The following is a 14,279-nucleotide window of genomic DNA, read 5'->3' on the forward strand; positions in this document are numbered from 1 at the left end:
CGGTCAGCACGTTCACCCCTTGTCCCCCGCGCCTCCGGTGGCGGCCGTGAGTTTTCCGTAGGCAACAAGGTTATCTTCGAACCTGCCGTTCTGTGGGTTGTACCCGTCGCAGGTGATCAGCCGGATCTCCGCCTGCTTGGTATTCCCGTACACCTGCAGGGCCGGGAAGTTGTCTTTGGCATAGCGTTCAATGACCGTCAGCCGGAAGACCGCGGTCGTGCCATCCTCACGCTCGACCCTGACTTCGTCTCCGGGGACCAGTTCCTGCAGCCTGGCGAAAACGCCCGGCCCCCCGCCCAGGGCGTTGACGTGGCCCAGGAGGATCGAGGGCCCCTTCTCCCCCGGCGTCGGGGAATTGATGTACCACCCGGCCGGGGAACCGGCCTCTTCGGGCGGCACCTCCAAGGTGCGATCCTCCCGCTGAGCGAGGCCGATGATGTCGCTGCGAAGACCAATCCGGGGAATGCTCACGGCTGAAGGCCTGGCTTTCTCCAACACGAGGGAATCGCCGCCTGTAGCGGGAACGGCTGTTTGGGGAGCGGCCGTGTTTCCGGCAGCTTGCTCCGGCTTTTGCCCCGATTCAGCTCCTTGGGCCGGGCGGGGAGCCTGCTCGACGGCGGCGCTCGAGGGTGCGGAGGGCGGCAGCGACCCGGTAGCGGAGGGTGCAGCGCACCCCGCATTCATGGCCAGGACAAGGGCCAGCCCGGTGAAGAAGGGTGGCCCTGTCCTTGCCGTCTTCACGCCGATCAGTCCCTGGGAGCGGAACGCCTGCGGGCAACGGCCGCCGTCGCGCCGGCGGCAAGCAGCACTCCGAGACCTGCGGCGACGGACATCGCGCTTCCGTCTGTTTGCGCGGGCGTATCGATGCCTGTGTCGGGGGCAGCACCAGGCATCGGCCCGGTCATCTGGGAGGCGACCAGGGTTCCGCAGGCCGCGGAAAGTGTGGCAGCGAGCGGCAGCCCCGGGGCTTCAGGGCTCATTTTTTGCTGGGCAGCCGGAGGAAGCCTGTTCGGGTCCACGCCGTGGACCTCCACCGTTGCAGATCCGGCCTGGATCGCCACTATTGTTGCCGGATCTAAGGTCAGGGTCCGCTGATAGGTGTAGGCGCCGCCGGCGGGGAAGCGGTCGTTTGCCACTATCGAGGCCGGGCTGGTGTCCCCCTGGACCGTCAGCGACGTACTGACGGCACCGGCATACGGTTCGCCCTCGGGTGAACTGACGACGCCGTCGCCGTCGGTGTCTGCTGCCGGCCCCGGGCATAACCCCTGGCCGCCGATGTGAATGTGTTGGCCATGTGGGAACGGCGCGTTCATCCAGATTTCCGCGGCGCCCGAGACGTTCATGCTGACCGTTGCCTGCTGTCCGTGTATCTCGATCATCGCCTGTCCGGCGGTTCCGCTGTTGTTGGCCGGTGCAAGGTCAGCCTGCCACACGCCGTCTTGGGCTACGGCCGGCCCGGCCGCGAAAGCCATGGCGCCAAGCGCGACGGCAGGGGCAATGAGAAGAGTCTGTGCCTTCATGATGTAGGCCTCTCAGAAAATAGTAAGGGTGCTTACGGTTTTCCCGTGCGTCACACCCTAATCCAACGCCCGCCATCTGAAAAGCCCTCGGCTCAGCCTTCGTCGCAGAGCAGGTGGTGCCAGCTTCCCGCGAGGACCCCGAGCGCCTGGTCACGGTTGGGTTTTGATGTGCGGCCCGTCCAGAGGGTGGAGACGTAGTTGAGCTCGGTGAAGGCGAGCGTCCCGCGGACCTGGTGCGTCTCCCCCGCAAAGCGGCCGGCCTGCTGCATGCCGCGGACGAGGTCGGAGACTACTTCCTCACGCCAGTCCATCACCAGGGCCCGCACTTCCCGGTCGACGGCGGCAGCCTCGTCGAGGACGTCCAGATAGGGGCGGAAGACGGGCCAGAGCGCCGCGCGCGACTCAAGCCAGTCGAGGATGCCCGCGAGCTCGCCCACGCGGACCACGTCCACGAGCTCGGGGGCCGTCGAGGCGTCGTCGGGTCCGCCGGCGCGGTCAAGGACCGCATTCACCCGGGCCATGAAGTCCTTCATCAGATCGCTCCGCGAGGGGTAGTACGCGTAGAAGGTCACCCGGGTGGTGCCGGCAGCGGCGGCGATATCGTCGATCGTCGTGGCGGCGTATCCCTTCTCGATGAAGAGTTTGAGCGCCCGTTCGACGATCCTGTCGCGGGTCAGCTGTTTCCGGGCTTCTCGAAGCGACGGCATGAGGCATTCCTTTCCGTGGCGCAGGGACGCCTATCCGGGAGAACGGCACCCCTGCTTCCGCTGGAACCCCGACGTATCGTCAGGACCGGCACCTGCTCACAGCTTTGCCGGCGTAGCCGGTTGCAGCGCCGGCGGACCGCTATTGGCGAGCCGCCGCAGTTTGGGAATGGGGATGCGGTAGTTGATCGCCGCCGCGGTTCCGGGGCCGCTGTCCGCGCCGTCCCAACGCAGCAGCATCGAGTCGGCCTCCGCGCCCGGCTCCAGGTAGTCGGGCGCCCCGGTCACCGGCGTGAAGCCGATCGCCTTGAGGGAGAGGCCGAATCCTTCGGTCCAGAAGTACGGTTGGAAGCCGAGTTCCGGCGCCGCATCGCCTTTGAGCAGGCCGGCAGCCGCGGCCTTGGCCTGGTCGATGGCGCTGGTCCACAACGGCACCCGCCCTACCCCGCGGCCGGTCGGGAAGAACGCCACATCGCCGGCGGCAACAACGTCCGGCCGGACCCGGCCGCGTGAATCGGCGCGCAGCGCCCCGTCGACGAGGAGACCCGAACCGGCCAGCCACTCGATGTTCGGCTCGTCGCCGATGGCCGTGACGACGAGGTCGGCCTCGAGCAGGGTGCCGTCGCCAAGGGCAACCCGCGTCCCCGAGCCGGAGTCCACCAATCGCGCCCTGCTGCCGCCGACGAACCGCAGCCCGCGCCGGGCGGCGGCGGCAGTGAAGATCCCGGACAGGTGGTCGCCGAGTTGGCGCGAGAGGGGCTGCACGTCGGAGACCAGCGTGACCTCGCAGCCGACGTGCAGGCAGCCCGATGCGATCTCCATGCCCAACGGCCCGCCGCCGACCACGATCACCGAGGGGCGGCCCGCGACCCGCTGCTTGAGTTCCACCGCGTCCTCAATCGTGCGCAGCGTGAGCTCCGGGGGCGCGCCCCCGGGCAGCGGACTGGCGCTGAGCCGCTTGGCCCGTGAACCGGAGGCGATAACCAGTCCGTCATACGGCAGCTCTTCGCCGCCGTCGGTCCGGACGACTCTCGCCTCCGGGTCGATGCCTGTGGCGCTGACGCCGAGAAGTTCGGTCGCTTCGTGGGTTGGCTCGGGCAACTCGTGGGCTTGCAGCCCGCCGTCGCCGTGCAGCAGCGCCTTCGAGAGGGCCGGGCGGCTGTACGGGTGGTGCGGCTCGGCCCCGACGACGGTCAACGCGCCGTCGAATCCGTTCGAGCGCAGCGAGTCGCACGCGGTGAGCCCGGCAATGCCGTTGCCGACGACGACGATTCGCCGCATGGTCACTTTTCCGCCAGCCGCAGCGCCGCCACCGGGCACACCCGTACCGCGGCCTTCGCGGCGTCCAGCTCCGCGCCGTCGACCTGGGGGACGTCGATCACCAGTTCGCCGTCGTCGTCGAGGTGCATGAGCTTGGGCGCGGCCTCCTCGCAGAGTCCGTGTCCTTCACAGCGGGGGCGGTCAAGTTCGATCCTCACACTGCCACCGCCTTCACGACGTCGAGGCGTTCGTGGCTGCGGGTGATGTTGCTGGGCACGCGGACCTCGTCCCCAATCTCCAACACCTTCGTCCTGCGGGCCAGGGCCTCGATGATCGCGTGGGCCTCAAGCTTCGCCAGGCCCTGGCCGGCGCACCCGTGCGGCCCGTAGCCGAAACTGAGATGGTCCACCGGGTTGCGCGTGACGTCGAAGACGTCGGGATTCTCATAGTGCCGCGGGTCGCGGTTGCCGGCGCCGAACAGGATGCCCAGCTGGGCTCCTGCGGGTACGGTTGCCCCATCAATTTCGACGTCGCGGGTCGCGGTCCTGCCCCAGATGTGGATCGGGGGCCAGTAGCGCAGCACCTCGGCGAACGCCGCGGGCACGAGCTCCGGGTTCTGGCGGACGAGCTCGAGCTGCTCCGGGTGGCGTCCGAAGAGTGCGACGATGTTTCCGATGGAGGCGATCGTGGTGTCGACGCCGGCGCCCAGGTACTGGTGGATGATATGCCCGGCGGCCCCTTCCGGGATGTCGCCGCGGGTCTCGGCGTCGAAGATGCCGCGACCGATCGACCCCAGGGTGAGGTCCTCGGCGGTAACGGAGGAGCACCAGCCGTAGAGCTCGCCGGCGATCGGGAAGTTCTCCTGGGTGCGGTGGTTCATGGGTCCGAGGACCTGCATCGCGGCCTGCCCCCAGCGCAGCATGTTGTCCTTCACGTGGCCGCTGAAGCCGATGAGGTCGGCGACGATTTCGAGCGGGAAGGCGCGCGCCAACGAGTCAATGGCTTCGAAGCTGCCGCTGGCGACGAGCTCGGCGACGAGCTTGTCTGCCTTCTCGTCAATGGTGACCTTCAGCCCGCGCAGGGCGCGCGGCGTCAGGTTCTCCGACAGGGTCGCGCGCAACTGGGTGTGCGTGGGCGGGTCGGAGGCCAGCGAGGTGCCCTGCAGTGCCTCGTTCACCATCGGGTTGAAGCCGAGGCTCGTGGAGGAGAACGTCTCCGGATCGGCGAGGACATCGCGGATGATGTCGTAGCGCGTCAGGACGTAGAGATCGTTCTTCGGCAGGCGGACTACCCCGGCCTGCTCGCGCAGGGCGGCGTAGGTGCTGTAGGGGTCGACGAGGACGTCGTCATCCCAGATGTCGATGTCTGCTTCGATCGGTGCGGTCACGGTGTGCTCCTTTGATCGTCCTGGGTGCGGGTTCGGAAGCGGACGATGCGGACGCCCATAGCTTCGGAGAGCCGCGCCTCGGCAATGAGGCGTAGAACACAGTCTGCCTGGAAGCTTTACAGCGTGTCAAGTGAAATTATGGTGTGCATCACCGCGCGACGCCTTGTAAGGTGTTCTGGCCCGCGCGGGCCGTTGGCGAGAGGCATCCAGACCGGGGAAACGACGGGCGTGCCGAAAGCGCAGTGGAAATATAAGAGGGCCTAGGCGTACTCGCGCCCAGGCCCACTTTGTACGTAGTGGTCAGTTACATCTGGACGGCGCCGATCTGCTGAAGCATCTTCAGCGTGTCGGTCGATCCCCAGTGCTCGACCACCTTTCCGTCCTGGACGCGGACGATGTCGACGCCGCTGAACTCCACTGTATTTCCGGTGGGAGCCGTACCCATCAGCTCGCCCTGGTGAGTGCCGGTGAGGACGACACGGGCTGCCTCCAGGTCCCCGTCGACCATCGTAGGCTCGATGGACTTCACACTGATGTCCGGGAAGGCCGACCTGAACGATGTGACGTAGAACCTGATGCCTTCCAGGCCGGGCGGTTGCCCGGGGAAGGGCTCTTCATGATCCGTGTAGTTTTCGCTGCCCAACTCGTCGATCAGGTCAAGATTTCCTCTCTCCATGATTTCCCGGTAGAACCGCTCGATCAGTCCTGATCCGCCTGCCATTTTCGATTCCTTTCCTCGTTGGAAATCCCCCCGGTTGCAATGCTCCCACCGGCGACACTGCGACACGCCGGGGGATAACGGGGCCTTCCCCGTACCGGGATGTTTCGGGAACGGGCCGACGGCCAAGGGACTTGATCCCCACCCCTTGCGGACCGGCCGCAAAGGTATCGCTGACCTGTACCGGGAGGTTAGACTGCCACCGTCTCCGTGTCGCACTGGATAGGGACGATATGAAGCTGAGCCAGCGCCTAAGATCAGGTCCCGTCATCTCACTGGGCAAGGTTCCCGCTGCCTACGAGCATTTGCAGACGTTTCAGGCCCTGGCCGAGGAGTACGGCGACCGTGCCACCGGCACCTCCGGGTACGAGGCCGCGGCCCAGTACGTCGAACGCCAACTCGCCAGCGCCGGCTATCGCAGCACGCGTCAGTATTTCACCTTCAAACACCGCGGTGAGCGGATGGAGACCTTCAACATCCTCGCCGAGACCGCATCCGGCAGCGACGAGAACGTGATCATGCTCGGGGCCCACCTCGACGGGGTGCCGGGCTGTCCGGCGATCAATGACAACGGCTCAGGGGTGGCGGCCGTGTTGGAGGCCGCCAAAGCGCTCGGCCGGCAGGAGGGCCTCAGCAATACGGTGCGCTTCGCTTGGTGGGGTGCCGAGGAGTACAAGAAAGAGTACGGGTCCCGGCACTACGTCAAGCACCTGGCCAAGAGCGACAGCGAGGCACTCGACAGGATCGCGGCCTACTTGAACTTCGACATGATCGCCTCGCCCAACCCCATCATCGGGGTCTACGACGCACGGGACCCCAAGCCCCATTGCGACGTGCCGGAAGGCTCGACGGAGATCATGGACGTCTTCACCGACTACTTCGACGCCCACGACCAGCCCTGGGTCGCCACCGATTGGGACATGGACTCGGATCAGTTGTCTTTCGTCAGGAAAGGTGTCGCCGTGGGCGGGCTGTACAGCGGAGACGACGAGAAGAAAACCACCAAGCAGGCCCGCCTCTTCGGCGGCACCGCCAAGCGGCCCTGCGATCCGAACTACCATCAGCCGGGCGATGACCTCGGCAACGTCAATCTGGAGGCGCTGAGCATCATGACCGCCGCGATCACGCATGCCGCCACCCGCCTGGCCCACGACCGCGGCGCCCTCAAGCCAGCGGGGCACCGGTAGAACCCCTCCCTATAGGGAGGAGACCCTAAAGCTGCTTGTAGGGTCTCAACCCAGTTGGCATTCGTCCACCGTCGGCGCCGGCAATCCCCACGTATCTGTCATGGCCGCTTCTCAAGGATCTTGTCATCTTGCATATACGTGCAAAGCAACATCACTTTTCTCCAGTATTCCGAGGCGGCTCAAGGCCGGCCGCTGTTGGTTTCCGTCATGATGCTGTCCCTTCCACGGCTCGGGCCTGCCTGGCTTCAATGCCTGCGATCCATGCGGTTGCACAGGAGCGGGCGGCGTCCTTCCGGCCTTTGGGGGTCGGTGCCATGCGGGGATCGGGGAGGGGGTCCCTGCGGGAGGGCCCAACCCGGTATAAGTAGAAACAGGAAAACGCAGATAGAGTTATTTGACAGCACCCACTACAAGGGATAGGGGAACCAACTTGGATGCACTGACGCCCAGCAGCATCATCACCAAAGGCCTGGACATCCTCCGGCGCGCAGGCGTGCGAACCTCCGCCGGCAACCTCGAACGCATGTCCCTCACCGCACGCGACCGGCCCATGTTCGAAGCATCGATCAAGGTTACGATCCAGCCGCCGACTCCCAGCCGCATCCTGACGGACCTCAGGGCCAACCAGAGAATCCGGCTCATCTACTTCACCAACAAGCCCGGGGCAGCCGTCAGCGAAGCCGCCGAAGCTGGCCTGGTCGACCTCGTCGCCTTGGAACCGGCCACCGTCATCATCGGCGGTGAATACCTCAAACGCGAGCCCGACCACGCGAGAAACGAACGCGTCCACAAGCACCGCAACGCATGGGGGCGCTGGGCCGTCGAGCGCATCCTGATTCTCGCCCATCACCCGATGGCGCAGATCGACATCGCCCCACTCGCCGGGATCTCCCAGCCCGCCGTCTCTTCTGCGATCAAGCAGCTGCGGGACCACATCGTGCGCCGCCCCTTCGGCTGGGAGCCGGAGGACCGCGCGGCACTGCTGGACAAATGGCTCGATGAGTACCCCGGCCCTGGCGGTGCATCCACGTACTGGTACGGACTGGACGCCCCCGTGCAACAAGCCCGCGACGCCGCCAAATATGCTCAGTCCATGGAGGGGGACCCGCTGCTCTCTGGTGACGTGGCGGCGGACTCTTACGCGCCGTGGAGGCTTCCGACCCGAGCACAGCTGTACGTGAGGCAGTCCGTGGACCTGACGGATGCCGCTTTCACCCCGGCCGACCCGGACACGGCCACTCTGGTGGCCACCATCCCGGCCGACACCTCACTCTGGACCGTCGCCCGCATGGCCGGCCGGCCAGCCGATGGCCACTTGGCCGGCCAGCCCCTGGCCGATCCACTGATTACCTTGTGGGATCTCATGCGGAGCCCGGGCCCGGACGCTGAAGAAGCCGCTCAGCGTCTCCGTGCAGCGATCCTGGACGGCAGCCTGTGAACGGCGCACGCATCGCCGTCACTGTTGATTCCGCCTCTCGGGCCTCCGATCTCGGCTACCAGGCAGTGGCCGACCTAGTGGAAGCCGCCGGGGACACGGAATACCGGCTGGTGGGCGGCCATATGGTGCAAATGCTCATCCACGCCTACCCGACACCGCTGGCCATCCCGCGCACGACCTCGGATGCGGACGCCGGGATCGACCGTGCCACGGCGGCCGGCCAGGGGTTGCATGAACAGCTACTGGAGCGCGGCTACACCGCGACGGCCGGCAACTCCTACGAGAAGCCGGCCGGGGACGGCAAGACGCTTCAGGTAGACCTGCTGGTGCCGCACGGGACCCCTGGTGTGACAGAGCAAATTGGTGAGCGCGGATTCGATTCCGCCCCCGGCTTGTCCCTGGCTTTGGCTGCCGACCCCCTAGTGATGGAAGTGAAGGCCCGCCCGCTATCCGGGGCCGCGCTGGAGTTCGTGGTGCTGGTCCCCGACGTAGAAGCGGCTCTGGTCCTGAAGGCATTGGTCTGGCGGCATCGTTTTGCCGAGAAGGATCTGAGTGACATCTCCTCGCTTTTGGAGATTGCACAGGAGCATCGTGACCGCCTGACATCCTGGAAGCTGGACGTGGAGCCCCTGAAGGGGACACGGAAAGACGCTGCGGCAGCCCTGCATATGCTGGCTGGGATGTGCGATGAGGGGCGGATCGAACCAAATTCTTCCCGGTCGGTACCGCCGAGGATCTCGGCGTTGATCAAGAGGCATGTCGCGCGACCGTCCTGACCGCTCCGCTGGCGTCCGGGGTGCGCTCCACCCCGCGATCCGAACTACCATCAGCCGGGCGATGACCTCAGCAACGTCAATCTGGAGGCGCTGAGCATCATGACCGCCGCGATCACGCATGCCGCCACCCGCCTGGCCCACGACCGCGGCGCCCTCAAGCCAGCGGGGCACCGGTAGAACCCCTCCCTATAGGGAGGAGACCCTAAAGCTGCTAGCCGTGCTCGACCGCCATGTTGGCAAAGCGTGAGTAGTGGCCCTGGAAGCCGACCACGATCGTCTTGGTCGGGCCGTTACGGTGCTTGGCGACGATGACGTCGGCTTCGCCGGCGCGCGGAGATTCCTTGTCGTAGATGTCCTCGCGGTGGAGCAGGATGACCATGTCGGCGTCCTGCTCGATCGAACCGGATTCGCGAAGGTCGGAAACCATCGGCTTCTTGTCCGTACGCTGCTCGGAGCCACGGTTCAGCTGGGAGAGCGCGATGACGGGGACTTCGAGTTCCTTGGCGAGCAGCTTGAGGGCACGGGAGAACTCCGAGACTTCCTGCTGGCGGGATTCGACGCGCTTGCCGGAGGACATCAGCTGGAGGTAGTCGAGCACCACCAGCTTCAGGTCGTGCCGCTGCTTGAGCCGCCGGCACTTGGCGCGGATTTCCATCAGCGACATGTTGGGGCTGTCGTCGATGAACAGGGGCGCGTCATTCATCCGGCCCATGGTGGTGGCAATCTTGCCCCATTGCTCGTCCTTGATGGTGCCCTTGCGCAGGTCCTGCAGGCCGATGGTGGCTTCCGCGGAGAGGAGGCGCATGGCGATTTCGTTCCGGCCCATTTCCAGGGAGAAGAAGACCGTGGTCATGTTGTTCTTGATCGCGGCGGACCGCGCAAAATCCAGTGCGAAGGTGGATTTGCCGACGGCCGGCCTCGCCGCGATGACGATCATCTGCCCGCCGTGCAGGCCCTGGGTGAGCTCGTCGAGTTCATAGAAGCCGGTGGGCACGCCGGTCATGCCTTCGCCGCGGTGGCCGGCGGATTCGATCTCGTCGACGGTGCCTTCGATGATGTCCTTGAGCGGTACGTAGTCTTCGGCGGTGCGGCGCTCGGCGACAGCGTAGATCTCCGCCTGGGCCTGGTTGACGATGGCGTCGACTTCCCCGTCCTGCGAGTAACCCAGCTGCACGATCTTGGTGCCGGCGTCGACCAGGCGCCGGAGCACGGCACGTTCCCGCACGATTTCCGCGTAGAAGCCAGCGTTGGCGGCCGTGGGCACGGACTGGATCAGGGTATGCAGATAGGCGGGTCCGCCGATGCGGGAGATCTCGCCGCGCTTGGTCAGCAGGTCGGAAACGGTGACGGCGTCGGCCGGTTCGCCACGGCCGTAGAGGTCGATGATGGCCTCATAGATGCTTTCGTGGGCGGGGCGGTAGAAGTCCACGCCGCGGAGCACTTCAACGCAGTCGGCGATGGCGTCCTTGGAGAGCATCATGCCGCCCAGGACGGACTGCTCGGCCACGAGGTCTTGCGGCGGCGTGCGGCCGAATTCGGAATCCCGACCTGTTGCCGAATCCGCGTGCGCTAACGACACCGCTGCCTGCTTTCTTTGCTCCTCGAACCGGATACCGCATCCCCTCAGAGTCAGAACTACCAGCCGGATCGGACCATTTCGTCGGATCGCCGGAGGCGCGCCTACTGCAATTCAGCGTGCGGGCTGCGAGTGGGATACTCCGCAACGGTAACCCCCTTCCCCCTTCCCACCAAGCGAGTTATCCACTCCCCCTGTGGATAAAATGTGGATCAGTGGGCGTGTCTTGTGCACAGGCTGTGCGCAGAGCTGTGGAAAGAATAGTTGACTCGCGAGTAACCCTGCCCTGACCTGCGGAAACGCTATCCACGGGGTGTGGACAAAAAGAAGTTTGCTGTTGATTTTCCCGCCATTTTTGCTGTTGACAGAATCGGAATAGGCGCGTAGGGGCAAAAGTTATCCACTGGTTATCCACAGCCGTGAATTACAGGGGTGTGATGCCCGCTTTAGCAGGCTGTTGGCGCACGGGCCGTGGTGCGGGACGTACGATTCAAGTATGGAATTTGTGGTGCCGTTGCTCATCGCCGTACTGGTGGTCGTGATCGGCCTGGTCATTATGCGGTTGCTTTCGCGTAACAAAGCCCGCGGGCCCCGCCCGGGGAGCGGATCGTCGGCGAGGCCGGCAGCTGCCACGACCCGGGAGGCCGCCGCGGCGGCCAGCGGGCGCTTGAACCAGCAGCAACACACAGCCGTCTACGCGCTGATCGCGCAGGGGCAGGCTTTTGCTGCGATCCGGGAATACCGCACCGCCACCGGTACCGGGCTCCGGGAGGCTACCTCCGCCGTCGCGCAGATGTCCGCGCACCCGCAGCCCTACACGGCACCCGGCCGGGAGGCTGCCCCTACGCTCCGCCCGGAGGACGAGGGGTCCGGGGAGGCGTCCCCGGCAGGCCCGGAGGACAAAGAGGCCCGGGAGGCGTCTATGGCGCGCCAGGAGGACGAGGCACCGCGGCCGGCAGCCGCTGCGCACCCGCCCGAGGACGAGGAATCCCGGGCGGCGGCACCCCCCTACCCCGTTGAGGAGGTTGTGCCGCCGGCGGAGCCAGCTCCAGCCCCGCTTCCCGAGCCGGCCGGATACCGGTACCGGGCCATCGTGTCCAAGGGCAACACCATCAGGGAGGTGGCGAGCACCCGCCTGAACGACGACGTGTTTCGGCGCATCCGCACCGCGGCGCTGGGGGGAGATCGCGACGGCGCCATCCGGTTGCTGTTGGAGCACTCGGAAGCGACCGAGCTGGAAGCGCGTGAATTCGTGGATTTGATCGAGCCGGACGAGGAGCCCTAACTACAGGTCCGGAGCACCCGACCGGAGCCGCGACGGCCCGGGTCTTGGCGTGCTGGCAGCGGGCAGGGCTTTGGCGGTGCTGGCAGCGGGCAGGGCTTTCTGGAACACTTCACCCATGGCCGAGAACAAGACTGCACCCACGGACGTACCCGTCGACGTGTTCCTCGGGTCGGTGGAGCACCCCGTGCGGCGCCGCGACGGCGAGACCGTGTTGCGCCTCATGCGGGAGGTGACCGGGCAGGAGCCGGTCATGTGGGGCCCCTCGATCATCGGCTTCGGCAGCTACCACTACAAATATGCCAGCGGCCGCGAGGGTGACGCCGCCGCCGTGGGCTTCTCGCCGCGGAAGGCCAACCTGGCACTCTACGGCCTGACGTACGCGCCGGGCTCCGCACCGCTGCTGGAGCGCCTGGGCAAGCACAAAACCGGCGCCTCGTGCCTCTACGTCAACAGGCTCGAAGACATCGACGTCGACGTGCTCAGGGAACTGATCGAGCTTGGGTACCGGCACATGACCACCACGGACCACGAGTCCCTGCAGAGCCAGCGCTAGGGCGGCCGGTTCAGAGCTCCACTGTCCCGCTGATCACGGTCTCGACCGACCCGCCGACCCAGACGTCCCCGCCGTCGGAGTCGATGTAAACGCGCGCGTCCCGGCCCAGCGCCGTCCCCTGGCGAACGCAGTAGGCGGCGGGTGCCGCTCCCTCGTCGATCAGCCACTGGGCCAGCGCGGCGTTCAGGCTGCCGGTCGCCGGGTCCTCCGCCGGCAGGTCCTCGAAGCCCATCAGCCCGCGAACTTCAAAGTCGACGGCGGAGCCGCCGGGATGGGCGCCGATCAGGCCGACGCCAAACGGTGACAGGGCGGCATAGTCGGGCACGACGTCGAGGACGGCCCGGGCGTCGCGCAACTGCAGGGCCTGCCACTCGGGGCCGTTGTCCGCCCACTGGTGGCGCAGCACGTCCCCGCGTTCAATCCCCAACGCGGCGCAGATCTTCGCGACGTTCTCCTCGGGGAGCGGCCCGGTCCGCCGTCGCGGCGGCGCAGCGAAAGCCAGCCGTCCGCCGTCGTGCTTGACCTTGACCAGGCCGGCGCCGCATTCCTGCACGATCGCTCCCCCGGCCTTCGGCTGCCCGCCGGCGGCGAGCCAGACGTAGGCCGTGCCCAGCGTCGGATGGCCGGCGAAGGGCAGCTCGCCGCTGGGCGTGAAGATCCGGACCCGATAATCGGCCTCCGCACTCTCGGGCGGCAGGAGGAAGGTGGTCTCGGAGAGGTTGGTCCAGTTGGCGAAGCGCTGCATCTGCTCGTCGCCCACGTCGCCGGCACCCGACACGACCGCCAGCGGATTGCCCGTGCACGGTCCGGTGGCGAAGACGTCCACCTGGCTGAACTGATGTGTGCTCACGTCCTACAGCGTACCGGGCGTTAAACGCTGCAGGCCGGGTCCTGGACGGACCCGGCCTGCAGCGACAGTAAGGCTGTTAGCCTGCAACGACCTTCAGGTCGATGACGGCGGAGACCTCTTCGTGCAGACGCACGGTCGCCTGGTAGTCGCCGACCGACTTGATGTGCTCGGTCAGTTCGACCTTGCGCTTGTCGATGGCGCCGAGGCCGGCGGCCTCGACAGCGGATGCAACGTCGGACTGCTTGACGGTGCCGAACAGGCGTCCCGACTCGCCGGCCTTGACGGTCAGCGTGACCGGCTTGGCGGACAGACGGGCAGCGAGCTGCTGCGCGTCTTCCAGGGATGCGATCTCGCGAGCGGCACGTGCAGCCTTGATGGACTCCACCTGCTTCTCGCCGCCCTTGGTCCAGGTCAGGGCGAAGCCGCGGGGCAGAAGGTAGTTACGGGCGTAACCGTTCTTTACCTCGACGACATCGCCAGCAGTGCCGAGACCGGTCACTTCGTGGGTCAGAATGAGCTTTGCCATGTCAGTACTCTCTCCTCTTCGCTTCGCTTAGCCGCGGCCAGCGCCGGAGTAGGGCAGCAGGGCAACTTCGCGGGCATTCTTGATTGCCAGTGCGATCTTGCGCTGCTCCTGCACGGTGACGCCAGTCACGCGGCGGGCGCGGATCTTTCCGCGGTCGGAGATGAACTTGCGCAGCAAAGCTACGTCCTTGTAGTCGATGACGGTGACGTCAGCGGCCTTCAAGGGATTGGACTTTGGTTTGGGCTTACGAATTTCAGCCTTAGCCATCGTGGAGCTCCTTTATCGTGTGGAGCCCGTGGATCTTTTCCACGGGATGGGGTTTGTGTTTAGAAGGGCGGTTCGTTGGAGTCCGGACCGTTGCCCCAGCCGCCGGAGGTACCGCCGGCCGGTGCTCCCCAGGGGTCGTCCTGGGGTGCGGGCTGCTGGCCGGACTGCTGTCCGCCCCAACCGCCCTGGTTCTGGCCGCCGCCGAAGCCGCCGCCGCCAAAGCCGCCGCCTT

Annotated in this window: 16 protein-coding genes and 1 pseudogene; 5 read left to right on the forward strand and 12 right to left on the reverse strand. The window is 66.3% G+C overall.

All coding sequences use genetic code 11. The features are described 5' to 3' along the window. Positions 1-12: 12 nt before the first annotated feature. From AC5RV2_RS02530 to AC5RV2_RS02560, 7 genes are all read right to left on the reverse strand, one after another. Positions 13-471 (reverse strand): sortase domain-containing protein, encoded by a 459-nt coding sequence (locus tag AC5RV2_RS02530; protein WP_494091037.1) that lies wholly within the window; start codon positions 469-471, stop codon positions 13-15. A 275-nt stretch (positions 472-746) separates the two neighbouring features. Continuing rightward, positions 747-1,520 carry a hypothetical protein gene (locus AC5RV2_RS02535; protein WP_494091038.1) on the reverse strand — a complete coding sequence of 258 codons (774 nt, stop codon included), beginning with the start codon at positions 1,518-1,520 and terminating at the stop codon, positions 747-749. A gap of 92 nt (positions 1,521-1,612) precedes the next feature. Continuing rightward, a complete protein-coding gene (locus AC5RV2_RS02540) occupies positions 1,613-2,227 on the reverse strand; it encodes a TetR/AcrR family transcriptional regulator (protein ID WP_494091039.1) in 615 nt (204 codons plus the stop codon). Between the two features lie 96 nt (positions 2,228-2,323). After that, positions 2,324-3,505, reverse strand: coding sequence for an NAD(P)/FAD-dependent oxidoreductase (locus tag AC5RV2_RS02545; protein WP_494091049.1), 1,182 nt, complete (start codon positions 3,503-3,505; stop codon positions 2,324-2,326). Between the two features lie 2 nt (positions 3,506-3,507). After that, the gene (locus AC5RV2_RS02550; RefSeq protein ID WP_494091040.1) at positions 3,508-3,702 is read right to left on the reverse strand and encodes a ferredoxin; all 195 of its coding nucleotides are present in this window, start codon (positions 3,700-3,702) and stop codon (positions 3,508-3,510) included. After that, entirely contained in the window at positions 3,699-4,871 is a 1,173-nt protein-coding gene (locus AC5RV2_RS02555) for a cytochrome P450 (RefSeq protein WP_494091041.1), read from the reverse strand. Before AC5RV2_RS02555 ends, AC5RV2_RS02550 begins: the two co-directional genes overlap by 4 nt. A gap of 304 nt (positions 4,872-5,175) precedes the next feature. Then, a complete protein-coding gene (locus tag AC5RV2_RS02560) occupies positions 5,176-5,592 on the reverse strand; it encodes an ester cyclase (protein WP_494024961.1) in 417 nt (138 codons plus the stop codon). A gap of 230 nt (positions 5,593-5,822) precedes the next feature. On the opposite strand from AC5RV2_RS02560, the gene AC5RV2_RS02565 reads away from it, so the two are divergent. From AC5RV2_RS02565 to AC5RV2_RS02575, 3 genes are all read left to right on the forward strand, one after another. Then, entirely contained in the window at positions 5,823-6,776 is a 954-nt protein-coding gene (locus tag AC5RV2_RS02565; RefSeq protein ID WP_494091042.1) for a M20/M25/M40 family metallo-hydrolase, read from the forward strand. A 430-nt stretch (positions 6,777-7,206) separates the two neighbouring features. Then, positions 7,207-8,214: an ArsR family transcriptional regulator gene (locus tag AC5RV2_RS02570; protein WP_494091043.1), complete on the forward strand. Its 1,008-nt coding sequence runs from the start codon at positions 7,207-7,209 to the stop codon at positions 8,212-8,214. 77 nt (positions 8,215-8,291) lie between these two features. Further along, positions 8,292-8,990 carry a hypothetical protein gene (locus tag AC5RV2_RS02575; protein WP_494091044.1) on the forward strand — a complete coding sequence of 233 codons (699 nt, stop codon included), beginning with the start codon at positions 8,292-8,294 and terminating at the stop codon, positions 8,988-8,990. A 211-nt stretch (positions 8,991-9,201) separates the two neighbouring features. Here the strand turns inward: AC5RV2_RS02575 and dnaB are convergent, their stop codons facing one another. Further along, positions 9,202-10,569: a replicative DNA helicase gene (gene dnaB, locus AC5RV2_RS02580; RefSeq protein WP_493941666.1), complete on the reverse strand. Its 1,368-nt coding sequence runs from the start codon at positions 10,567-10,569 to the stop codon at positions 9,202-9,204. A 493-nt stretch (positions 10,570-11,062) separates the two neighbouring features. Between dnaB and AC5RV2_RS02585 the strand changes: the two genes are divergently transcribed. Both AC5RV2_RS02585 and AC5RV2_RS02590 read left to right on the forward strand, forming a co-directional pair. Beyond that, a complete protein-coding gene (locus AC5RV2_RS02585) occupies positions 11,063-11,851 on the forward strand; it encodes a hypothetical protein (protein WP_494091045.1) in 789 nt (262 codons plus the stop codon). A 115-nt stretch (positions 11,852-11,966) separates the two neighbouring features. Then, positions 11,967-12,404: a DUF1801 domain-containing protein gene (locus AC5RV2_RS02590; RefSeq protein ID WP_494065331.1), complete on the forward strand. Its 438-nt coding sequence runs from the start codon at positions 11,967-11,969 to the stop codon at positions 12,402-12,404. Positions 12,405-12,414: 10 nt separating this feature from the next. Here the strand turns inward: AC5RV2_RS02590 and AC5RV2_RS02595 are convergent, their stop codons facing one another. The 4 genes and pseudogenes from AC5RV2_RS02595 to AC5RV2_RS02610 form a co-directional block, all read right to left on the reverse strand. Then, positions 12,415-13,254, reverse strand: coding sequence for a PhzF family phenazine biosynthesis protein (locus AC5RV2_RS02595; protein WP_494091046.1), 840 nt, complete (start codon positions 13,252-13,254; stop codon positions 12,415-12,417). A gap of 76 nt (positions 13,255-13,330) precedes the next feature. Further along, a complete protein-coding gene (gene rplI, locus AC5RV2_RS02600; protein ID WP_494024956.1) occupies positions 13,331-13,780 on the reverse strand; it encodes a 50S ribosomal protein L9 in 450 nt (149 codons plus the stop codon). 27 nt (positions 13,781-13,807) lie between these two features. Beyond that, positions 13,808-14,047, reverse strand: coding sequence for a 30S ribosomal protein S18 (rpsR, locus tag AC5RV2_RS02605; protein ID WP_136787674.1), 240 nt, complete (start codon positions 14,045-14,047; stop codon positions 13,808-13,810). Positions 14,048-14,106: 59 nt separating this feature from the next. Continuing rightward, a pseudogene (locus tag AC5RV2_RS02610) lies at positions 14,107-14,279 on the reverse strand (single-stranded DNA-binding protein); the annotation flags it as partial.

It is taken from the genome of Arthrobacter sp. Y3225116, from assembly GCF_059091245.1.